This window comes from Streptomyces colonosanans (assembly GCF_001866645.1).
Lineage (GTDB): Bacteria > Actinomycetota > Actinomycetes > Streptomycetales > Streptomycetaceae > Streptomyces > Streptomyces colonosanans.
Genome location: NZ_MLYP01000039.1, coordinates 155031 through 177251, shown reverse-complemented (window position 1 = coordinate 177251; position 22221 = coordinate 155031). Strand labels below are relative to the sequence as shown.

Here is a 22221-nt window from a genome sequence, read left to right as displayed (position 1 = left end):
CGAAGACACTTTTGCTGAGACACGGCCCGGGCGCTGGCCCACGGATGGCCCACGGACCCTCCATCCACGCCACCCGCGCCCCGTACGTACAGGAACAGGCATCAATTCCGTATAGAACGCACGGGTGATCTCCATCGACGTTACGACCTGCTCGTCTGGCGTTGAGGTCTCATGCTGACCGGCAAGGTCAGTGCTTCAGGTGTGATCGGCCTTCCGGCGGATCTCAGCCCAGTCCTCCACGTCGATCACCCTCGCTTCCTCCTGACCCCAGACAGTGAAGTCAGGAGGATCACGAGATCGCGGAGTGGCTCACTTTTCATCCGCCGTACGTGGCCCTCGTTTCACCCGTTGCCGAGACATACGAACGCCCCCGCCTCTACTCGCGAGGCGGGGGACCGTAGCTCGCGCCTACCGCTCTGTGACAGCGACCGGCGCTTTGGCCCGGCTGCCATCTGATCCGTAGGCGCGTGCAGGTCGCAGTCGATCAAGTCGCAGAAGCCATCCAATGCACCAACGTCGCACCTTGCTTCAGGTAACCGTCCGTGACTATGCACCGCTGTCCGTGCTTGTTGATGTCAGCTGCTGATGTCAGCACCGCGCGTCCGCGCCGAGGACCGCATCCGCGCCGCCCGTTCCACCGGCCTGCGCAACCTGCCCTGCACGACACGCCCCAGAGCCAGATCTGGCTGGAGATCATCCAGATCGCCTCGACCGGCTCGAAGCTCTGCCCAACCCTGGCTGACCAGCAGCATCCCATCCCTGCTACCAGCGCCATCACAACCGGAGCCGTGGAACCCGGCGCCCACCCGGCACGACAGCCGGACCATCAGCCCTGCCCGCAAGCAGAAATCTTCACTCTGAACGAGCAAAGGGATCGTCAGCAAGCTGACGATCCCTCATGCAAGATCGAGGCTAACGACACCCCTTCGACTGCGTCGGGCCCTTCTGCGTGAAAGGCCGAGCCTGACCGGGGCGGGGCCCCGACGGCGAACTGTCGATCAGCGTGACGCGGGCGGGATGCTCTGCTCGTACTGGAAGACGTTGCGGGGGTCGTACTTCGCCTTGATCTCGCGCAGCCGCTCGAAGTGGCGTCTCCCCCAGTAGGCGGTCTCCCACTCCTGCATGCCGACGTTCGGCACGTTGACGTAGGCGCCGTCCACGAAGCTGCGCATCGCCTGGCTGAATTCGGCGGTCCAGGCCTGGCACGTCGAGGTGAGCGGGTCGCAGACGCCTGGTGTCGTTGAAGGAGTCCCCCAGGCTGCGCCGATCTCGCCGTAGAAGATCGCGTCGCGGTGCACGAACGCGGTGCCGCCACGGGGCTCCTTCTTGATCGCCCCGCCGAAGGCATCGACGAAGTAGTTGCTGTCCTCCGTGGGAGCGTTTCGCATGTAGTAGCCGATGACGTCGATCGCCTTCTTCGGGAACAGCTTCTTGGCGAACTGTGAGAAGAACTTCACGTTGGCGGGCTCCTGCGAGCGCGGGACCTGGGCTCCGGCAAAGATGGGGCCCCAGTTACCGACCTGCACCTTCACATCGGGCGTGCCGATCGACAGGATCGGGGCCAGCATCTTTCTGGCCTCTGCCGCCGTGCCCTCCGCGAGCCACGCGAACAGCAGGATCTGGGACTTGTGGATCTCGACTTCGGATCCGAGGCGGTTGTCGGCGAACGGTACCGTGCGCTGCCATGCATCGAAGATCCCATGCAGGTCCGTAAGGCCGTCCCAGGTCGCCTGCACATAGGCGATGCGCTTGAGCGGGTGCACCTTGTAGGTGAGTTGCGTGACGATTCCGAAGTTGCCGTTTCCCGCCCCACGGAGCGCCCAGAGCAGGTCTGAGTGGTCCTTCAGGTCGGCATGGATCACCTCGGCGCAGTCGCGACCCGACGGGACGACGACCTCGGTCCCGATCAGGCTGTCACAGGCCATGCCGAGCCAGCGGTTGAGGGGGCCAAGGCCGCCGCCGACCGTCGCACCGACCAAGCCGACGCTGCCCTCGCTTCCGGTCGTGACCGCGAGGTCCTGCTTGGCGAGCGTCGTCACCGCTTCCAACTGGGTCAGGCCGGCGCCGACCGTCGCGATACGAGCGTCGGTGTCGATGTGGACCGACTTGAGCTGGCTGACGTCGATCACGATGCCGTTGTCGATGTTCGACCAGCCCTCCAGGGCGTGGCGGCCGCTGCGTACCCGCAGTGCGACGTTGTGCTGCCGCGCCCAGGTGAGGGCGTTCACCACGTCCTGGGTCTCCTGGGCGAAGACGATGACCAGCGGGTAGTGAGAGAACAACTGGTCGTAGTCGATGCGATCATCCGTGTACGAGGCATCACCGGGGCGGACGACGCGACCGGTCAGCTTCGCCGGCGGACATCCCGACGACCCTTTAGTCGGGTCGCTCGCGGCCAGAAGGCCCGAGGTGCTCGCGGCCGCAATGTCCGGCGCGCCTGCGGCCGTAAGGCCCGGGACGACGACCGCCCCGGCGCCGACGGCCGCTGACGCCCTGAGCAGGTAGCGGCGGGAAAAATCGCTCAAGGTCCAGATCCTCTCGATCGGGCTACGCCGCTACGCGGCTGAGGGAGCCCTTACCCGCCAGCCGCCGGGCAGTCCTTTGTGGTCGACCCCCGCACGGTAACGGGGCGACCATGCGGTGTTTCCCGACACGCCAATTGAGGACGATGACGACAGCCTGAAGGAGTAACTCAGCGGGATCCCGTCATAACCGGTTTGGGATGCACCGCGTCCTGCTCGAAGCTATCCCTTGGTCCAAGCGGTCAGAATACGCGGGTGCTCTCAAAGATGATGGGCTCGCCGATCTTGCTAGTCAGGTCAGCATCTCGCAATGGCCCGAAGAACCGCCTTTCTGATAAGAATTTGTGGGCGTGCCCCCGTAATCACCACTCTCCGCCTGGAGAACCCAGCTGGTCACTCGCGGGACTCATCGTGCGAACGGTGTGCCGCTGTGCGCACGTGTACGCCGGTTGGTGTCGGCCGCTGATGTCAGGCCGCCCGCCTGTTTTTCCTGGCCACCACTAGCAGAAGGCCACGGTCGCGTCATCACCGGATTTGTAGCGTGGCCACCAAATGCCGGTTGGATCTGTCGCCTCAACCTTGCGAGCAGTCTCGATAAGCTCACGTGGGCCTCCCGCTTGCAGTGTGGCGAACACCCCATCCCAGGTAGCCATGCCGTACTCCGTGACGAGTCTCGACACGCCATCCGACATGACGGCCGCGCTCCGTACGTCGTCGAGCTTGGTTGTGCCCGTCAGACCGTGGTGCGCGGACTCCGGATCGGTGCCCGCGACCCAGTAGCCGTCTGGGGTGTTACGCACCTCTCTCTGGGCGAGGACCAGACGCTGAAGCGCTTCCCTGTGTGTGGGTCTCGTGGCGTTCCACCTCTGTCTGCAGATCAGGAAGGATCTCGTCCACCCGCTGATCCGTGATCACGGTGTAGCCGTCCTGGCCATCGAGGACAACGGGTGAGTCTGCGAGCACAAGGTGATCGAGGACCCCGTGCCTGTGCCGCAGGATCGCGACCGTGGCCGATGGTGTGCCCGGATTGCTGAGATCCGTAGGCGCGTGCAGCACCATCACGAACCGCTCGTCTGCTGGGATCTGTTTGCTCGCCCACCGATTGCGGGTGTGTCACCGTGCTCGGTCGTACGCCTCTGTTGATGTCAGCTCCTCCGGCTAGATGCCAGAGCGTGAGCACCACGCTGCTTCGACGGCCCACAGACGGCCCGGCAGGGCGACCCGGCAGATTTACAGCGGACCCTCCTCAACCCCGCTCACCTATTTCCTGGCCTCTTTGATGAGTTGATCTACACTTTTCACGACCCACTGTTCCATGTCCTGATCATCGTACGCTCGCGCCTCTGGTTCGCTGACACGTTCCCTTCCGTATCGGTCGTGGGAAAACGCAACTGAAAGGAATGGAATGGTGTCATCTTTGCCGACACTTGCGCCCGGTCGCCAGGGTGGCAGGATCCACCAATCGGAGGCGTACGCAGGCTTACGTGTTATATCCAGCACCGCACTGCTGGGGTGGATTTTGTAGGAGGTTCGAATGAATTCAGCCTTAGGGTTAGCGTAGGCGAACCGTTTTGGCACATCTCGCACATGGCGCTGTGTGCTGCGGTCCCAAGAGACTTCACTCGGGGACTCGGCTGGCTCGATCCAGTACCTGTCGCCCCGAATGAGAACCATACTCGCATGCAAGCGAATTACGTTGAGCCCGGTCTTCAGGGGAACGTTTACTAGACCGTCGTTTGCGAATCCCACTCCCGGATTGATCAACCCAGCTTCCCCGTAGATGAATCCAGTCCCTAGCAGATTAGCCTGACCAAAGTTGAGGTGTTCGGCTACCTCGCCCTCAGAGAGCAAGTCGCTCCCCCCTTCGTTCATTCCACTGCCCTTTGCGTCGAACTTAGACGCGTAGCCATGAACTCTCCATAGGGTACCCAAGATCTGAATCTTCACGGCGCCCGAATTGCGGAATTCGAAGTGTGTGGGAACTTGAATATGGCTCCCGTCAGCGCTAATAGTGGGTTCACCGAAGGATGCGTTCAAGGCAAACTTCATCGGAGTCGAGTAGGGCAGGTAAAATAATTGCGAATAGGCGATGCCTGCAGCCCCAATCGCAGCAGATGCTACGAAACTCATCGCGACACTCTTTGGGTGTGGGACACCTCTCCAGACACCATGTTGAGTCACTGCCCACAAGGCCCATACGCACCAGACCGCCAGAGCAACCCATAGCAAGAGACGTGGGCTCCAGTTTTTGCTCTGGATCTGCAAGAGTAGGAACAGGAGATCCGTGAGAGCGACGACGCCAACACCGATGATGAGTGCTGCACCTGAATAAGAAAAGGTCCTCTTTCCCCAGAAGTCGAACGCCGCCGCAACAGCGACTGCTTCAACAAGGGCTGCGGCGATGAACACGACCCCCACGAAGTGAGCACCATAGGTCAGCCCATGGAATGTGTCATTCTTGCCCACCGACAACAGCACTGTTGCCGATCCGAGAAGCCCAAGGGAAGTTACTAGGGCCGCAGCCCATCTGCGCCATGGACGGTCAGGCCAAGATGACTTATCCGCTGCCCAATAGACGTGGTCAGCGTCGTCGAGATCGAAATCTGGCGGCAAGCTGGCGCGCCGCAACATCCTTCGCAGGTGGCGCAGTGACCAGGCTCCACCGACATATTCCCCTCCGACACGCACGGCCCGCAGACCGCGGCTGTCTGGAGCCTCTACGACGACGCGATGGAGGTTGTTCATGAAGATAAGGGTGCTCACTCCGCCAGGGACGCTGATGGAATGACGCGCCGTTACAGGTCACCTCATTTGGCGGATCCGAGGGGAGCCCAAAGCCGAGCAGAGGTGTGCTCACTTCCTACGGGGAACCATCTGCTCTGGCGTCGCCGCACAGCGGAACCCTGTGTCGTCGTCATGCATCGTGTCGTCGGCGTCGTTGGGAACGGCCGGCACTCCCCGGAACAGAGGGCTCGTGAAGGCGCTCCCCCGGAGTTCGTACCGTCCCGGATCGGTCGGCGTGGCAAGCCACTCCCACACGTTGCCCACCATGTCGTAGACCCCGTAGGGCGAGACACCGCTGTGGTAGCGCGATACGGACGTCGTGCGCTCCACTCCGGTCTCTCTGACGTTGCACTTGGCGGCAGTCTTCTGGTCACCCCACGGGAAGGTGCGGCCAGCAGTTCCGCGCGCCGCCTTCTCCCATTGGTTCGCTGTGGGCAGTGACTTTCCCGCCCACGTCGCGTACGCGTTCGCGTCTCGCCACGTCACGTGCACAACGGGGTGGTCGTACAGCTCACGCGGACAACGACCGCTCTCCCAGTGCTCGGGCACCGGGTGTCGAGTCGCCGCACAGAATCGCGCATAGTCGGCGTTCGTGGTCGGAAAGGTATCGATGTGGACTTCATCTACCCACACCGGATCGTCGCCCTCTCCAGATAGGAAAATTCCTTCGGGCACATGCGCCATAAGTTTTCCGTCGCCGGGATGCTTCACGTACTCGCCGCAAACTCGTGCCCGTGGTCTTCGAGTCGGGCGTAGATGCCACCGCCGCCGGGGTTCTCCGCGAACAGCTCCGGGATCTCCTTCACAACGTCCCAGGGAAGGTAGGACGTGGCGGTCTCGACCGGGGTGCCATTGCGGAAGTAGAGGCGCCGGCGGGCCAGCACCTGCGTGCCGGCGGGGACGCCCAGTCGCTGGGCGGCGTCCTCGGGTGCCTCCATGGGCCCGATGTAGAGGACGCTGACCTTGGCGGAAGCACCGGACTGCGCAGACTCCGCAAGGTACGCGGCCTGCCCTCCCTGACGGAGCGAGCGCCGGAAGCGATCGGAGGAGCGGTGCCGCACCGGCGGCCGGTTCTTCACGATCGAGCCCTTGCCGTGCCGGGTCTCGACGAGCCCGCTCGCCCGCACTTCGACCATGGCCTTACGGATGGTGCCGCCGGACACGCCATAGCGGTCCACCAGCTCCGATTCACTCGGCACCATGTCACCGGGCTTGAGAACACCCGCCCGGATCTGCTGCACGATCTCTTCCGCGATACGCACGTACCGAGGCCCGGATCCGACCCCTCCAGCCGCAGTTCCCATAGTCCTTCTCTGCCTCCTATGCTCCTCTACATGAGTCAAGCACAGGAAGCGACATCGCCTCCCCTGCACTCCGTGTCCGTGGCCGGAGTAGTAGTGCGCGAGGACGGGCGCCTCCTGGCGATCCGCCGGGCCGACAACGGCACCTGGGAACTCCCCGGCGGTGTCCTCGAACTCAACGAGACCCCCAAGGCCGGCGTCGCCCGCGAGGTCCTGGAGGAGACAGGCATCCACGTCGAGGTCGACGAACTCACCGGCGTCTACAAGAACATGACCCGCGGCATCGTCGCCCTGGTCTTCCGCTGCAAGCCTTCCGGCGGCACCGAGCGCACCTCCAACGAGTCGACAGCGGTCTCCTGGCTCACGCCTGACGAGGTCAGCGAGCGCATGTCCGAGGTCTACTCGATCAGGCTCTTGGACGCCCTGAACGGCAACGGCCCCTACGTACGGAGCCACGATGGCAGGCACCTCATCCCAGCGGGATAAAACCTTCTCTCCTTCATCAAGGGCTCGCTTCGCTCGCCGTCGCTCCCGGCCTCCCAAGCTGCAAGCAGTCCGATCGGAGATCAGAGGTGCCGCGCACAGCGCGGCGGCGCCGGGCGGTCGCCGCCGCGCCGCCCCTCCTTACCTTCGTCACCGGGGCCGCGCGCCGTCGCCCGCCCGCGCCCACAAGGGGGCGAAGACCAGGCCGGGGCTGGGGTGAGACGACACAACGAGGTCAGAACAGTGCCTCCGGCGGCGGATCGCGGAGCACATGTGGGAGCCGGGAGACCGCCTTCCCTCCCGCACCCAGATCGGCCAGGAGTGCGGCGTGGGCGACAACGTGGTGCGCCGGGCACAGGAACTGCTGATCTCCCAGGGCGTGTTGGAGGGCCGGGCCGGGTCCGGAACGTACGTCGCCGAGCCCCGGCAGCGGGTGCGGGTCGTCCGTTCATCGGCGCGCGAGCACCCCAACGGATCTCCGTTTCGCGCGGACATGAAGGCCGTGGGCAAGCAGGGGGACTGGGAGAGCCGAACCGAGGCCAAGATCCCGGCCCCGGCGGAGATCGCGGCCCGCCTCGGCATTACCGAGGGCGATCTATGCGTCCGGACTACGTACGAGTACCTGGCCGACAGCAGGCCGGTGCAGTTGTCGACGAGTTGGGAGCCATACGACCTCACCGCCGGCTCCCTCGTCGTCCTCCCCGAGGGAGGGCCCCACGCGGGGGCGGGCGTCGTGAACCGCATGGCCGCGATCGGCGTCACCGTCAGCCACGCCGTGGAACAGCCGGAACCGAGGCAGGCGACCGCCGAGGAGGCATCACTCCTGGGCATCCAGAAGGCCGCCCTCGTCACCCACATCCGCCGGACGTACTACAGCGACCAGGGACGCCCCGTCGAGACAGCGGACATCGTGGTGCCCGCCGCTCACTGCGAGATTGTCTACGAGATCCCGATCAACCGTTAGGGCTTGTCCGACCGGCAACCAGCGCGAGAAATCAGCCCACGTCACTTCGCGGCCTGCGGCGACGTCGAATGTCACGCACTAACTGCCAGATAGTGGTGACTTGCAGCAGGCATGCCGACGCGACCCACCAGGCCGACTCATCTCCGGTCAGATACGCCTGCAACGCACCGATCACGAGCATGAGGCAGACCAAAGCACCGAAAATCGATATAGCCAAGCTGACTCGATTGATCACCTGCGAATTGTCATGGACTAATCGCATCCTTGCCTAGCGCGTACGGCAAGGTTCCACGCGGCTGCACCAAGCGATGTCTGAGAGACACGCTCTAGAAGACTGCTGAGAATCTTGCTCCGGCCATCCGGCTCGCCCCGGATTGCCGGTAAATGTCAATCGCCACGAAACGGCGCAAGTCGGGCGCGATTCCAAGATCTTCAGGACACTCCTAGTCGGCGGCGAGCCCGCTGCTCGATGGATCTCCGACTACGGTGGTCGGCCCGTGCCCCATCCGTGCCCGATCGAGCGGGAAACCACGGGGAAATACGGCGATGAGCGGGCGGCACACAGCACAACGGCCCCTGACCGTATTACCTGGTCAGAGGCCGTCAACCTGCGCGGTGGGTGTGGGATTTGAACCCACGGTGACTCGCGCCACGACGGTTTTCAAGACCGTTCCCTTAGGCCGCTCGGGCAACCCACCCCTGCGCCGCCCACCAGGGGCGGAGCAGGTACAGCCTAGCGCCTCGGGACCTCGGGTACGGGAGATCGGCCAGGGGATGGCCACCGGTCACGGCCCCGCCGCAATCACCGTCCCGCAGCCGCCGGCGGCTGCGGCGTACAAAGCCGCGAATGCCCGTCATGGCGGACCCGCCGACGCGATGGATGCGCGTCCTGCGCGCGGGGGTGGCTTTCGTGCACCCCTGATACGGAAGAGCCCGGTCGCTGGCGACGGGGGATGCACCAGCGGCCGGGCTCTCGCCAGAGTAACAAGGCCGGTTGCGCGGCGGGGAGCCGACTACTCTGCTACGGCAAGGAGTTGTGACGGGGATCACGGAACCCGATCCACGAGGAGGTGCCGGCTCGGATCCGCTACTGATCACACGGAGACTTGTACGAGAGGCGGGGCAGATACTCGTGCCACCTCTCCGGTGTCAGAACGCCCCGAGTGATCGAGCAGATGCGGCGAATCGCCTCGTCGATATCCAGGTTCCACAGCCGGACGGTATCGGCACCGCTCGACACTCCGAGCATGTGGCTGTTGGGGCTGAACGACAGGAAAGTGCCGGTCTTGGCGTTGGGGCTCATCGACCGGCCGATGGGGGCGGCCTTGGAAGGGGTGGTGACGTTCCAGAGCCGGACCGTGTTGTCGTTGCCGCCGCTGGCCAGTGTGCGTCCGTCCTGACTGAACGTCAGCGACACGACCGCCTCGGTGTGCCCCTTGAGGGAGGAGTCCAGCCGCGTGGCCCGAGGCGAGTCGGTGATGTCCCAGAGCCGGACCGTGTCGTCGTCGCTGCCGCTGGCCAAGGTACGGCCGTCCGGGCTGTAGGCGAGCACGTTCACCGGTCCCAGGTGCCCGGTGAGAGGCGCGCCGCGTCGGGTGGCACGACGTGGGTCGGCCACGTTCCACAGCCGGATGGTGGCGTCCGCGCCGCCGCTGGCCAGAGTGCGCCCGTCCGGGCTGAAGACGAGGGCGTTGACGTAGCCCTTGTGGCCGGTGAGCGGCGCACCGAACGGACGGAGCTGGGACGGGTCGCTGACGTTCCACAACTGGATGGTGCGGTCGTCATGGGCGGTTGCCAGCGTGCGCCCGTCCGGGCTGAAGGCCAGCGCTCCGGGACCGGCGAATCGTGTGCGCAGCGCGACAGGCGACCCGTAGGACACCGGCCGGGCCGGGTCGGCGACGTTCCACAGCTGCACCGCGCTGCTTCCCGTCAGCACCGCGAGGGTGCGGCCGTCGGGCGAGAACGCCAGCGAACGCACGTCGCCCTCCCGGGGCATGAACGGATTGCCCAGCAGTACGGGCCGGTTGGGAGTCTGCACATTCCACAGCCGGACCTTTTCGTCGCGTGCGGCCGTGGCGAGCACCCGCCCGTCGGGACGGAATGCTCCGATGCGGCCGATCATGTCCGATGTCGGTATCGACCACAGGCGGACTTTGTTGTCGCCGCTCCCGGTCGCGAGGGTCCGCCCGTCGGGGCTGAAACCCACGGCGTACATCTCGCCACTGCCGCCCGCGAGAGGCTCCCCGACCTGCGACGGGTATGCCGGATCACTGACGTTCCACAGACTCGCCGTGCTGTCCGCGCTGCCGGCGGCCAGCATGGTTCCGTCAGGACTGAAGGCCACGGACCATACGGGACCGGTATGACCGGTGAGCGGCGCACCGAGCGGTGTCGCATGCCGTGGATCGGCCACGTTCCAGAGCTGGATGGTGTCGTCCGTGCTGCCGCTGGCGAGGGTGCGGCCGTCGGGGCTGAAGGCCACGGAGTGGACCGTGCCCCTGTGGCCGGTGAGTACCGCGTCGATCGGCCTCGGACGCGGATCTGCCATGTTCCACAGCCTGATCGTGGCATCGTCGCCGCCGGCCGCCAGTGTCCGTCCATCGGGGCTGAAGGCCACGGAGCGCACGGCGGCGGTGTGGCCGGTCAGGGCACGGAGCGCCCTCGGCCCGCGCGGGCCGCCCACGTCCCACAGACGCACGGTGTGATCTTCATCGGCGGAGGCCAGAGTGCGTCCGTCCGGGCTGAAGGCGAGCAGGTAGATCGTGCCGGCATGGCTGGTCAGGGGCGCGCCGAGCGGGCGCGGGTGGGCGGGATCCCGCACGTTCCACAGCCGGATCGTGCCGTCGTCCGAAGCGCTGGCGAGGGTGTGGCCGTCCGGGCTGAAGACGGCGCTGCTCACCCAGCTCGCGTGACCGGTGAGGGGCTTGCCCAGGGGCGTGGGGCGGGTCGGGTCCGTCACGTCCCACAGTCGGACGGTCCGGTCGTAGCTGGCGGTGGCCAGGGTCCGCCCGTCCGGGCTGAACGAAGTGAGGTAGACGGCGCCAGTGTGGCCGAGCAGCGGCATGGCCAGCGGCGCGTTGACGATCGATATCAACCGGCTGTTCGTGCCCTTGTCATGTGGCCGCAGGCGGTGTGCCACCAGGTCGAGTTGAGCGGACAACGACGGATCCGTGTACTGGACACGATCGGATTCGGCGAGCACCTGCTCGAACACGGCGTCGTCCCGCTGCCGCCACGCGAGCGCCGCCGACCCACCGGCCAGCACCGCCAGGACGACCAGAGCCGACACCGCGCCACGACTGACCCAGACCGTGCGCTTGCGCAACCGGACGGACGCGGCCAGGAATTCCACCACGCTCCGGGTCAAAGAGGTTCCACCAGCGGATTCCGCCCAGCTGTGGGCCTGTTCCAGACGCGAACCCCGGTACAGCAGTGACGTGTCGCGGTTCGAGCCCTCCCAGGCCCTGCCGTCCTCCTCGAGTCGCTGGCGCAGCAGGTGGCCGTGCCTGTCCTCGTCGATCCAGTCGCGCAGGCGTGGCCAGGCGTGGAGCAGCGCTTCGTGGGTGATCTCCACGGTCTCCGCGTCGAGTGTCACCAATCGGGCGCGCACCAGCGCTTCGAGCGACTCCTCCGTCTTGCCGGGGTCCGTGGACTCCTCCGCCAGTTGGCGCCGCGTCCCCCGCCTACGGGTGGCCTGGGTGTCCTCGCCCAGCCGGACCAGCCTGAGCAGGAGCAGTCTCGCGGCCGTACGAGCCGCCGGATCGAGGCCGGACCAGGCCCGCTCGGCGGTCGCCGCCACCGCTCCCTGGATGCCGCCCGCCGCGCGGTAGCCGGCCAGCGTCAGCCTTCCCGCCTTCCGCCGCTGCCAGGTGGAGAACAGGGCGTGGGAGAGGAGCGGCAGCGCTCCCGCGTCGTGCGCTCCGCGGGGGCCGTCGTCGCTGACTTCCTGGACGATCAACTCCGCCAGCCCCGGCTCGAGTTCCAGCCCCACGGCCTTGGCCGGGCCGATCACCGCTTCACGCAGCTCCGCAGTGGTCAGTGGCCCGAGGACCATGTGACGGTGTTGCAGCGCGTCGGCCAGTTCGGGATACCCGAGGCATTGCTCGTAGAAGTCGGCGCGTACGCCGAGAACAACGAGCACGGGGGCTTGGTCACCGGGTTCGGCGGGCGTGCACGCGGCGTGGAGGAGCTGGATGAAAGCGCGTCTGTTCGCCTCGTCGAAACAGAGGGTGAACGCCTCCTCGAACTGATCCACGATGACGACCGGGCGGAAGGCGGAGGACGTCTCGCGCTGCGCCCATGCCGTGACGGCCTCTCGCACCGCGTGGGCGAACTCCGCAGTGCCGGGCTCCTGCGCCGCCGGCTCCTCCGCGCCGGGGACGAGGCGCGCGAGTTCGGGTATTCGGCGGGTCAGCTCCGCGAAAGGATCGCTGCCCGGCACGAGTTGCACCACCACGTCCGACGCCTGGCCGGTCTCCTCGCCCGGTACGCCGTTCTGCAGTGCGGGCACCAAACCGGCGCTCAGCAGGGAGGACTTCCCCGCTCCCGAAGCCCCCACGAGCATGATCAAGCCACCCGTCTTCTCCGCTGCACGGAGCTGGGCGACGAGGGCACCCGTGCTGCGCTCGCGGCCGAAGAACCACCGGGCGTCCTGCTGCCGGTACGAGGCCAGTCCCCGGTAGGGGCAGACGACGGGGGCGACGCTCGGGGCTTCGGCCGGAGGTCGTTCCCCCTTGTCCGTGGATGTCGCGGGGCGGTCGCCGACCGGGTCGGCCAACGCGCGCTCCCACAGGTGCTGCCACTGGGCCAGGTCGTACAGGCCCTCGGACACCGGCGTGGGCTGCAGGCGGCGTGCCTGGGGGATCACGATGTGCAGCACTGCCGCCAGGGCGACGAACTGCGCAGGCACGTTCTTGGCCCGTCGCCAGTCGCTGATCCGCTGAGCGGACACCCGCACGGGGCGCCCACGTTCGTCGACCCGCTGGAGCCGGTCGACCGCTTCGGCCACGCGCTTGAGGGGAGGGTTGCCGGCCTCCTTGTACAGCAGCGCCAGACGTTCCGCGAAGGCTGTGCATGCCCCTGAGTCGGAACTCAAGGCCTCCACTCCTCACTTCCCCTGCACCTGGACGTCCGGACCGGAAAACCCACTCTATATGGCTGACCTGCGGTTTAGCCCTTGAGGCAAGGTCGAAATCTCGTCGGCGGAAGTCTCAGATGGCAAGATCTCGACACAGGAGCGCATCAACCGGGCATCGCCCGGGGCAGGCCACCGGCTCTCGGTAGGACACCTCACGACACCGCATGTTCTCGGCCGGCTTCCGGTCAAGCGAGGCGGCGGTGGCGGTGGTCCCGTCGTATGAGCTTGCAGAGCCGCACAGCCGGTCTGGACCAGATGGCTGCCGCACCGACCACGGTCCGGCCTTGCCCGATCCACACCGGTACGGCGCGAGCTGCGCCGCCCCCGTCGCTCGGCACCGGTCCCCACGAGGGGAGGGACCAGCGCCGAACGGTGGGGGCGTTGTCATCACGTGGCGGCGCTCTCCGGCCCCGGGTGACGTACGGCCTTCTTCACGGCTTGCTCGACCTCGTAGCGGTTCTGCCCGGTCGCTTCGGCATGCTCCGTGACGGCTGCCTGGGCGGCCTTCGACGCCTCCCACCAGCGTTGCCACTGCGCCATGCGCTCCTCGCCGTCCAGGCCCGCGAGCCTTTCGCGCTCCTCTTCGGCGGAACGTTCCAGCATGATCAAATCGTCGGATATGTCTGCCACGACCAAGAATTTTAGGCGCGACGGTGCGGTGTCGATGGCGAGGCGGGTCGCCTGAGCAGCCCACCGGCTCGCGCTGCCCCTCCATGCGGATGGACCGGCGGAGGTCGTCCGGGCCGGTGAGCGCGCCCGCGACAAAGGCGTACGCAGTGATCGGAGGGGACCAGCAGACGCGCAAGGGGGCCGCCGAGACCCTCGGCAGCCCCCTCACCCGCTGTCTTCCGCTCGTGGAGGCCGGTCAGTTGTCGCCGATACGGGAGCCCAGGGCGAGGTCCACCGTGTGGGTCCGGCCGTCGCGCTGGTAGGTGATCGTGACCTTGTCGCCCGGCTTGTGAGTCCAGATCTCGCCGATCAGGGTCGGCCCGCTGTCGATCACCCTGTCGTCGAGCTTGGTGATCACGTCACCCGGCTTCAGGCCTGCCTTGTCCGCGGGACCACCCGTCTCGACCGAGGCGGAGCCGCCGGTGCCCCGGTCGGTGATCTTCGCTCCGCCCACGGAGTCCTCCAGCGAGACCGAGGCTCCGATCTTCGCGTAGACCGGCTTGCCCGTCTTGATCAGCTCCTGGGCGACGTACTTGGCCTGGTTGATCGGGATCGCGAAGCCCAGGCCGATCGAACCGGACTGGCCGCCGCTGCCGCCCAGGCCGCCGCTGGCCGTGGACTGGATCGCCGAGTTGATGCCGATGACCGCGCCCCGTGCGTCCAGAAGGGGACCGCCGGAATTGCCCGGGTTGATCGAGGCATCCGTCTGCAGCGCGCTCATGTACGAGGGCCTGCTGCCGGAGGCGCCGTCACTGGAGGCCACCGGACGGTTCTTGGCGCTGATGATGCCCGTGGTCACCGTGTTCGACAGGCCGAAGGGCGCGCCGATCGCGATCGTGGTGTCGCCGACCACCATCTGGTCCGAGTCGCCGAGCGGGAGCGGCTTGAGGTCCGACGGGGCGTTCTTGAGCTTGATGACGGCGACGTCGTAGCCCTGCGCATGCCCGATGATCTCGGCGTCGTACTTCTTGCCGTTGGGGAACGTCGCCGTGAGCTTGCCGCCGTCGACGGCCTCGGCGACGACGTGGTTGTTGGTGATGATGTGGCCCTGGGTGTCGAAGACGAAGCCCGTGCCGGTGCCGCCCTGGCCGTTATTGCTCGCGGCCTCGATGGTGACCGTGCTCGGCAGCGCCTTGGCGGCCACTGCCGCGATCGAGCCGGAGGAGCTCTTGACGTCGCCGCCACTGGTGGCGGCGGCGACGGTCGTCGAGCCGCTGGAGTTCTCGTTCTTGGCCAGCTGATAACCGATGCCGCCGCCCACGCCGCCCGCGACCAGCGCGGCGACGAGGATCGCGGCGACCAGACCGCCACGGCCTTTCTTCGGCTTCGGGGCGGGCTGCTGGTACGAGGCGCCCCACACGCCGCCAGCACCACCGTCGCCGCCCATGTACGCGGGGCCGGCCGGCGCGGGCCACCCGGCCTCGGCGGCCGGGTAGGCGCCCGGCTGCCCCGGGGGCGCGGGCGGCAACTGGGCCGCCGGCACACCCCCCGCGGTCGGAGCCGGATTCCCCGCACTCGGAGCGTGCCCTTCGGGGGCCGCGCCCGGTGCGGGAGCGGGAGCGTCCACCGGCACGGGAGGTGCAGACGGGGCCGGGGGTACCGCAGTGCCCTCGTTCTCGGTGCTCACAGCTCTTTCTCCTCGTTCCACGGCTGTTTTCTTCTGGGGTCGCACGCGGCCGCACTCGCCCGCTCCGCGCGGCGCCGGGCGCGCATCGGCAGTGCAAGGCCTTGTGTATGCCGTCAAGCTTTTCCCACAGGACGTCAGGGCACCATAAGCGGAGACTGTGGGTCCCTGACCTTCATTTATATCGGACCTGTCCGAACAAAAATCTGCATTCCCGACACCTCACCGATGCGCCGCCGTCACTTTCCGGTCCCGCGCGTTCTGCCTGACAGTGACACCATGACGCGGTGACCCACGCACGACAGCATCCGATCCAGGTCGTCGCCCACCGCGGAGCCTCCGAAGAGGCGCCCGAGCACACCCTGGCCGCGTACAAGAAGGCGATCGAGGACGGGGCCGACGCCCTCGAGTGCGACGTCCGGCTGACTGCGGACGGACACCTCGTCTGCGTCCACGACCGTCGCGTCAACCGTACGTCCAACGGCCGCGGCGCGGTCTCCGCCCTGGAACTCGCCGACCTCGCCGCCCTGGACTTCGGCTCCTGGAAGAACCGCGACGAGGAGCCCGACTGGGAGCACCGCCCGCAGGACCCCGAGGACACCTCCGTCCTCACTCTGGAGCGCCTGCTCGAACTCGTCGCCGACGCCGGGCGCCCCATCGACCTGGCCATCGAGACCAAGCATCCGACACGCTGGGCGGGGCAGGTCGAGGAGCGGCTGCTGCTCCTGCTGAAGCGGTTCGGCAAGGACGCCCCGGAGTCACCGGCCGAGTCATCGGTACGGATCATGAGCTTCTCGGCGCGCTCCCTGCACCGCGTGCGGGTCGCCTCTCCGACCCTGCCGACGGTCTACCTGCTGCAGTTCCTCTCCCCCCGGCTGCGCGACGGACGGCTGCCCGCGGGCGTGCGGATCGCAGGCCCTTCGATGCGGATCGTGCGCAGCCACCCGGGGTACATCCAGCGTCTGAAGCGCGCCGGACACCAGGTACACGTGTGGACCGTGAACGAGCCCGAGGACGTCGATCTCTGCGTCGAGATGGGCGTCGACGCCATCATCACCAACCGCCCGCGCGCGGTGCTGCACCAGCTCGGCCGCTGACCGGCACGGCGCCTTCCGCCGCAGAGCCGCCGTAAGGGCTGAAATCCAGCCACATGACTACAGGGAGTGCACCGGCGCGTTCGGTCCGTATCCGACCGTTACGAGTGCGTCACCACACGTACAGGGGTCGGTTTCCGGCCCGGTCACGTGGGGCATTCACACCGTGGCGTGGGGCGAAGGAGGTCTCGGGGGTGGCGTTGGTGGTGGCACAGGAGGTGCCCACGTCGTCGAGCATGGCCGTACCCCATGGTCCTGCGGGCGTGGGGGAAGCAAGACACCGGATGCGTGATCAGCTGCGTACCGGTGGCATGTCGGAATCGGTCATCGACGATGCCGTATTGATCCTGTCGGAACTGCTCAGCAACGCCTGCCGCCATGGCAGGCCGCTCGGCGACAGCCTTGCGGGGGACGGGGATGTGCGTGCTGCGTGGCGCGTCGAGCCCACGGGACGACTCACGGTCGAGGTGACGGACGGCGGGGGTCCGACCCGTCCGGTTCCGGCGACTCCGTCGGTCACCGCGCACGGCGGTCGCGGGCTGAACATCATCACGGCACTGGCCGAGGACTGGGGCGTCCGGGACGACGCTCGCGGCGAGGTCACGGTCTGGGTCGTCGTTCAGGACGACACCGGCTCAGCGCACCGCCGCGACGACTTCGCAACGCGCGTGACGGCGCCCTCCGTGTCGGCCGACCTGGACTTCGCGGACGCGTTCGACGACCTCGACTGAGGCGTTCCGCCCCGGCGGCGCCCGCCCGGCGGGCGCCGCGCACAGGAGCGGTGGAACACAAGCGGTGGACCCGGTGTCACGATCGTCTTCGCGAGCCGAGGTGGGCGGGACACGCCGTACGGACGCTTCCCGCCCGGGCGGGGCAGCACTGGAGCGCCCTCTTCCGGGGCTGTGCGATGCGTTGTCCACAGGATCCCGTCGGCCGCCGTACGAGCGGCTAGGCTCGCGCCCGTACGTAACGAGCCGTAACCGGGAGACACCCACGATGGCCAAGAAGCGACCCCAGACCAAGGCCAAGCGCCCGCAGCCCGCCCCCGGTGCCCGTGCCGCGGGCGCCGATGGGAACTTTCCGGTCGTCGGCGCCCGGGAGCCCTGCCCCTGCGGCAGCGGCCGCCGCTACAAGGCCTGTCACGGCCGGGCCGCCGCGCACGCGGTGACCGAGCTGGTGCAGCGCCCGTTCGAGGGACTTCCCGGCGAGTGCGACTGGGTGGCCCTGCGCGAGCTGGTGCCGGCGGCGACCGCCGAGCTGAAGCTCAAGGGGGACCTCCCCGAGGGCATCCCGTCGGTCACGCTCGCCACGGTCCTGCCGATGGCGTGGCCGGCACTGCGCCGCGACGACGGCTCGATCCTGCTCGGCCTGCAGAACGACACGGCGTCGGGCGACATCAGCCGCGACCTCGCGGACACCCTTGAGCGCGCCCTCGCCGTGGCACCCGGCACTCCGGTGCAGGCCCGCCGCGCGCCCGCCGACGGTCCGCGGCTGCAGGACCTGCTGGACCCCGAAGGCGCCCTCGAGCCGGTGGTGCACAGCGGCTTCGAGTTCTGGGTCCCGGACGTGGAGAACGCGACGCCGGAGGTGACCGCTTCCCTGGAGCGGGCCAACGCCGCCGCCATCCCCACCGTGAAGCTCACGGCCGTGGACGCCGCGTACTGGTGCGAGACCCCCGAGAAGAACCACCTGCGGTGGGTCATGCCGCACCCCGAGGAGCGGCTTCTGGACGCTCTGGCCCGGCTGCACGCGGCCGGGCAGTCGAGCCTCGGCGAGGGCACGCGCCTGGTCGGCTCCTTCCGCGCACACGGGCTCACCGTGCCGGTCTGGGACCTGCCGCGCGAGATGGGGGCGGAGGACATCGAGAAGCCGGTGGCCGAGTTCGCCGAGCGCCTCGCGGCCGCCCTGGCGTCGGACGCTCCGCTCACCGCGGACGAGCGCCGGGCGCGCGGCGGACTGACCAACCGACAGGTGACGCTCAGCTGACGCGCGACCTCGGCTGACCGGCTGGTCAACCCCTCACGGGCCTCATGGCGGGTGACTCCTGTCACAACTCATCCTTGTGACAGGGAAACCCATGTCCGATTGACCGAGATCGAATTTGCGAAAAGCCGATCTCTTGTTACCGTTCCAGTAGCCCGGTTGCTGGTGCATCCCCCGTCGCCAGCAACCGGGTCTTTCCATGCGCGGACGCGGTACGAAACGCCGTACGAAGCCAACTGCCCCGCGAGGCCGACGCGTTACTGTCCGTCCAGCTCGGCCGCATCGCTTCCGGAGCGCAGCAGCAGCGGACCGCTCCCGTCGCCCCGGGCGAACTCCGCCACCGCCGAATACCCCGCAGTGTCACTCGTCATGGCCTGCCGCGGTGTCTCACAGGTCTTCGCGTCACCCTCCACGCCCACCGCGCACTGCGTCTCGACGGCGCGTCCGCCCGGCCCCATGAAGCTCAGGGAGGAACTCAGCTCCTCGCCAGTGGTGTTCCGGTAGTACGTACGCGCCCAGGTGTCCCGTCCCTGGGCCAGGACGCAGGTCTGCGCCTCGATGCCGTCGCCGGAGGAGAGCTGCGGACCGCAGCGGGCGGCGGTGGCGAGACCGAGTCCCGGCAACCGGGAGGGAGAGGGAGCCGGAAGCCTCGCGCCGTCGTCGCGCGCGGGCGGGGGGACCACCGTGCGGTCCGCATCGCCGACCGGTCCGGCGGACGCCATGGCGAGCGGCAGCGCGGCCACGGCCGCCACCAGACCCATGAGCGCGAGCAGACGGGCCCTGCGGGGGTCGGGCCGACCGGCGAGGCGGACCAGCAAGCGCCTTCCGGGCCGCCGCTTCCCGCACCCCCCAGGACAAATCAGCATGGGGCCGAAGATATCGACCGTGCACGGGCGCCCGATTCGCCGCGCGCCCGACACCCTAGAACTCGGGTGCGCTCACACCCGTACGAGTGAGGGCCGCCACGACCGCGTCCACAACGGCCTCCACGTCGGGAACCCAGGGCGAGGCGGAGCCGGGCAGCGGCGCCCGCTCCCAGCGGACCTCCCCATGACCCGTCTCGGAGGGGGGCAGTGCCAGATAGCCGCCCTCGCCGTGGAAGCGCAACGACCCGGGAACGAAGTCCTTGGAGTAGAGCAACTCGCCCAGTCGCTCCATGGAATACGGAGCGACGAGGATCGCCCAGCGGTGCGGTGCCGCCACGACCGGCCCGAGGCGCATGCCCTTCCGGTCGAGCACGGCGAGGGCGCGCGAGGCCGCGAGGGCGGGCAGGCTCACCGCGCAGGGCGCCTTGCCCCCGGTGGCCAGCACGATCGGTGCGGTCGGCCGATTGGTCCACCACCAGCGCACCATGCGCTCGTCGGTGGTGGCCGCGAGCAGCCCGGGGTCGAAGGGATGCGCGCCGGGCACGGTGCACTCCGGGTCGGGGCACCCGCAGCGGGCACGCCCCCGCGGATCCGGTGCCACGCCTGGCAGAACGGGCCACTGCCATGCGGTCGCGAAGGTCAGGGCCGCGCCGATCACCTCAGGACTCCCGTCGTTCCGCCCGGACAGGAGCCTGCGTCGCCTTCCGAGGATCTCGCGCATGAGCGCTCGTTCCTTTCCGTTGCACGCCTGGCAACACCGAGGGCTACTTCACACCATGTGTCGATCACTTCGCTGTGCGTACCTGCCGGCGCATCACGCCCTTGTCCTGAACAAGGGGAACCCCTGGGACCGAACTGGCTGCATCCGCGTTCGTACTGCGCCCATCACCAGCATGGGCATGGCGCGGGGTGGCGGCGCCTGGCGTTTCGCCGTCCCGCTCTTACTCGCCGCCTCCGTCGCGGGAGGATGGGGCTCGGCCGTCGGTGGTTAAGACGCCCGGGTCCGGCGCCAGGTTCCGGGTGACCCCCAACCAACCCTGGCCTTCACCGAGTACGTACCCATCACGACCGCTGTGACGCTCTGTCGAACAGGGTCAGTCGACCGCAATAGGGCGATACCCGAGGCTGTTTCAAGCCAACTTTCCTTTTCCACAAGAACATAAGAGAGCCCCACGGACACCAGGAATCCCGGCAGGACAATGCTGGACATCCCCTCACGAGTGCGTGTACATGTGGAGACACTGCTCGCGGCGCAGAATGACATGGGGGTTTTGCGATGCTATCGAGCAATAAGCGCCGGTGCGAAAGCCGGACGCCATGAACGCCCCTCACCCTTCGAAAGTGGCCGGAATCGATTCAACGGTTCCCTCACCCGCACACACTGTTGCGCCGACGCCTGCCCCCTCGGCCGCCTCACCGGCCCCCGCAGACCCCGGGGCCGTCCTCCAGGACCGGCTCGCCGGCTGGGTCTCCGACCTGACGACCCTCCACGAACTCACCGAACGCCTGGCACGCACGGACTCACTCGCCGACGCGCTCCAGGAACTGCTGCGCGCCGGAGCCGCCCTCGTGGGCGCCCGGCGCGGTCTCGTCGTGCTGGAACCCTGCGACGGCCTCGGCCCGGACACCACGATCGGCCTGGGCCTGGGCCGCGCCGACCTCGGGCAGATCGAGACCGTGCCGCGCAGTTCCCTGCCGTTCGGCAGAATCCTCGACGGACTGCCGGACGGCGAGCGCGAGATCGCCCAGCCCGATCTTTTCTCCGAGGACGGGCTCGATCCCCGCCACCGCGAGGTGGCCGCCCGGCTCGGCTATGCCGCTAGCTACGCACTCCCCCTGTCCACCGATGCGGCGGGCCGTCTCGGTGCCGCCGTGTGGCTCTACGACGAGCCCGCCGAGCCGGTCGAACGACGGCGTCACCTTGTCGGCCTGTATGCGCGCTACGCGACGGAGCACCTGGCGCGTCTGGTCGAAATCGAGCGCACGCGCGCGTACCTGACGACGATCTCCGAGGAACTGCTCCCCTCCCGGCTGCCCCGGGTCGCCGGCGTCCAGCTCGCCGCCCGGCGCCGCACCGGTGCGCAGGGAGGCGGCGACTGGTACGACGCGCTGCCGCTGCCGGACGCCACACTCGGTCTCGCGGTCGGGTCCGTGACCGGATCCGGACCCAGCGCGGTCGCCGCCATGGGCCGGCTGCGCGCCTCCCTGCGTGCGTACGCCGTGATGGAGGGCGAGGACCCGGTCGCCGTCCTGTCCGACCTGGAACTGCTGCTGCGGCTCACCGAGCCCGCCCGTTCGGCCACCGCTCTGTTCGCGTACTGCGAGCCCGCGGTGCGCAAGCTCACCCTCGCCGGGGCCGGGCACAGCCCGCCCCTGGTGATCGGCCCGCGGCGCACGGAGTTCGTGGAGACCTCCCTGTCGGCGCCCTTGGGGATGCTGGCCTGCTGGGAGGCGCCGAGCGTCGAACTGACCGCGGAGCCCGGCGAAACCGTGCTGTTCTACACCGACGGACTGCTGCACCGCACCGGCGGCCCCATGGACCGCGCCTTCGCCCGGCTGCACGCGGCGGCCTCGAGCGTGCCGCGGCCGATGCGCACCGACCCGGGAGCCGTCGCCGACCACGTGCTGCGGAGCGTGCTACCGGCCGGGGCGGACGACACGGAGGACGTGGTGCTGCTGGCGGCACGGTTCGAGTGACTCCCGGCACACGTGAGCCTTCCGGTAACAGGCCTTCCCGCCCTGGGCCCCCTTCCGTACGACCGTACGATGGAGGAGGCCCAGTGCCGTAGCAAGG

General features: G+C 68.1%; 13 protein-coding genes, 1 tRNA gene and 3 pseudogenes. 7 read left to right on the top strand and 10 right to left on the bottom strand.

The window, feature by feature from the left end; translation table 11 throughout:
* Positions 1-597: 597 nt before the first annotated feature.
* Positions 598-740 (top strand): annotated as a pseudogene (locus BIV24_RS36460) (IS1380 family transposase); the annotation flags it as partial.
* Between the two features lie 258 nt (positions 741-998).
* On the opposite strand, the gene BIV24_RS14740 reads toward BIV24_RS36460, so the two are convergent.
* From BIV24_RS14740 to BIV24_RS14730, 4 genes and pseudogenes are all read right to left on the bottom strand, one after another.
* Positions 999-2525 (bottom strand): FAD-binding oxidoreductase, encoded by a 1527-nt coding sequence (locus tag BIV24_RS14740; protein WP_071366744.1) that lies wholly within the window; start codon positions 2523-2525, stop codon positions 999-1001.
* A 1257-nt stretch (positions 2526-3782) separates the two neighbouring features.
* The gene (locus tag BIV24_RS33870; RefSeq protein WP_143064609.1) at positions 3783-5267 is read right to left on the bottom strand and encodes a hypothetical protein; all 1485 of its coding nucleotides are present in this window, start codon (positions 5265-5267) and stop codon (positions 3783-3785) included.
* A gap of 108 nt (positions 5268-5375) precedes the next feature.
* Complete coding sequence (locus tag BIV24_RS14735; protein ID WP_079168264.1) at positions 5376-5990, bottom strand: formylglycine-generating enzyme family protein; 615 nt, start codon at positions 5988-5990, stop codon at positions 5376-5378.
* Positions 5991-6025: 35 nt separating this feature from the next.
* Positions 6026-6610, bottom strand: a pseudogene (locus BIV24_RS14730) (GntR family transcriptional regulator); the annotation flags it as partial.
* A gap of 18 nt (positions 6611-6628) precedes the next feature.
* Here BIV24_RS14730 and BIV24_RS14725 point away from each other — a divergent pair.
* Together BIV24_RS14725 and BIV24_RS14720 are read left to right on the top strand one after the other, a co-directional pair.
* A complete protein-coding gene (locus tag BIV24_RS14725; protein ID WP_071366742.1) occupies positions 6629-7093 on the top strand; it encodes an NUDIX hydrolase in 465 nt (154 codons plus the stop codon).
* A gap of 244 nt (positions 7094-7337) precedes the next feature.
* Positions 7338-8054: pseudogene (locus BIV24_RS14720) on the top strand (GntR family transcriptional regulator); the annotation flags it as partial.
* A 613-nt stretch (positions 8055-8667) separates the two neighbouring features.
* Here BIV24_RS14720 and BIV24_RS14715 read toward each other — a convergent pair.
* From BIV24_RS14715 to BIV24_RS14700, 4 genes are all read right to left on the bottom strand, one after another.
* Positions 8668-8752: transfer RNA gene (locus tag BIV24_RS14715), tRNA-Ser, on the bottom strand.
* A gap of 389 nt (positions 8753-9141) precedes the next feature.
* Positions 9142-13158: a WD40 repeat domain-containing protein gene (locus BIV24_RS14710; protein WP_071366740.1), complete on the bottom strand. Its 4017-nt coding sequence runs from the start codon at positions 13156-13158 to the stop codon at positions 9142-9144.
* Between the two features lie 420 nt (positions 13159-13578).
* Complete coding sequence (locus BIV24_RS14705) at positions 13579-13821, bottom strand: hypothetical protein (protein WP_245766807.1); 243 nt, start codon at positions 13819-13821, stop codon at positions 13579-13581.
* A 235-nt stretch (positions 13822-14056) separates the two neighbouring features.
* On the bottom strand, positions 14057-15487 hold the full coding sequence (locus BIV24_RS14700) for a S1C family serine protease (RefSeq protein ID WP_071366738.1): 1431 nt from the start codon (positions 15485-15487) through the stop codon (positions 14057-14059).
* A gap of 284 nt (positions 15488-15771) precedes the next feature.
* Here BIV24_RS14700 and BIV24_RS14695 point away from each other — a divergent pair, with 284 nt between their 5' ends.
* The 3 genes from BIV24_RS14695 (at position 15772) to BIV24_RS14685 (ending at position 18564) form a co-directional block, all read left to right on the top strand.
* Complete coding sequence (locus BIV24_RS14695; RefSeq protein WP_071366737.1) at positions 15772-16581, top strand: glycerophosphodiester phosphodiesterase; 810 nt, start codon at positions 15772-15774, stop codon at positions 16579-16581.
* A gap of 104 nt (positions 16582-16685) precedes the next feature.
* Positions 16686-17309 (top strand): ATP-binding protein, encoded by a 624-nt coding sequence (locus tag BIV24_RS14690; protein WP_079168262.1) that lies wholly within the window; start codon positions 16686-16688, stop codon positions 17307-17309.
* Positions 17310-17574: 265 nt separating this feature from the next.
* Complete coding sequence (locus BIV24_RS14685) at positions 17575-18564, top strand: DUF5926 family protein (RefSeq protein WP_071366735.1); 990 nt, start codon at positions 17575-17577, stop codon at positions 18562-18564.
* Between the two features lie 254 nt (positions 18565-18818).
* Here BIV24_RS14685 and BIV24_RS14680 read toward each other — a convergent pair whose 3' ends face one another.
* A complete protein-coding gene (locus BIV24_RS14680) occupies positions 18819-19322 on the bottom strand; it encodes a hypothetical protein (RefSeq protein ID WP_071366830.1) in 504 nt (167 codons plus the stop codon).
* A gap of 160 nt (positions 19323-19482) precedes the next feature.
* Positions 19483-20148: a bifunctional DNA primase/polymerase gene (locus BIV24_RS14675; RefSeq protein ID WP_071366734.1), complete on the bottom strand. Its 666-nt coding sequence runs from the start codon at positions 20146-20148 to the stop codon at positions 19483-19485.
* Positions 20149-20768: 620 nt separating this feature from the next.
* On the opposite strand from BIV24_RS14675, the gene BIV24_RS14670 reads away from it, so the two are divergent.
* Positions 20769-22124: a PP2C family protein-serine/threonine phosphatase gene (locus BIV24_RS14670; RefSeq protein ID WP_071366733.1), complete on the top strand. Its 1356-nt coding sequence runs from the start codon at positions 20769-20771 to the stop codon at positions 22122-22124.
* The last annotated feature ends 97 nt before the right edge of the window (positions 22125-22221 follow it).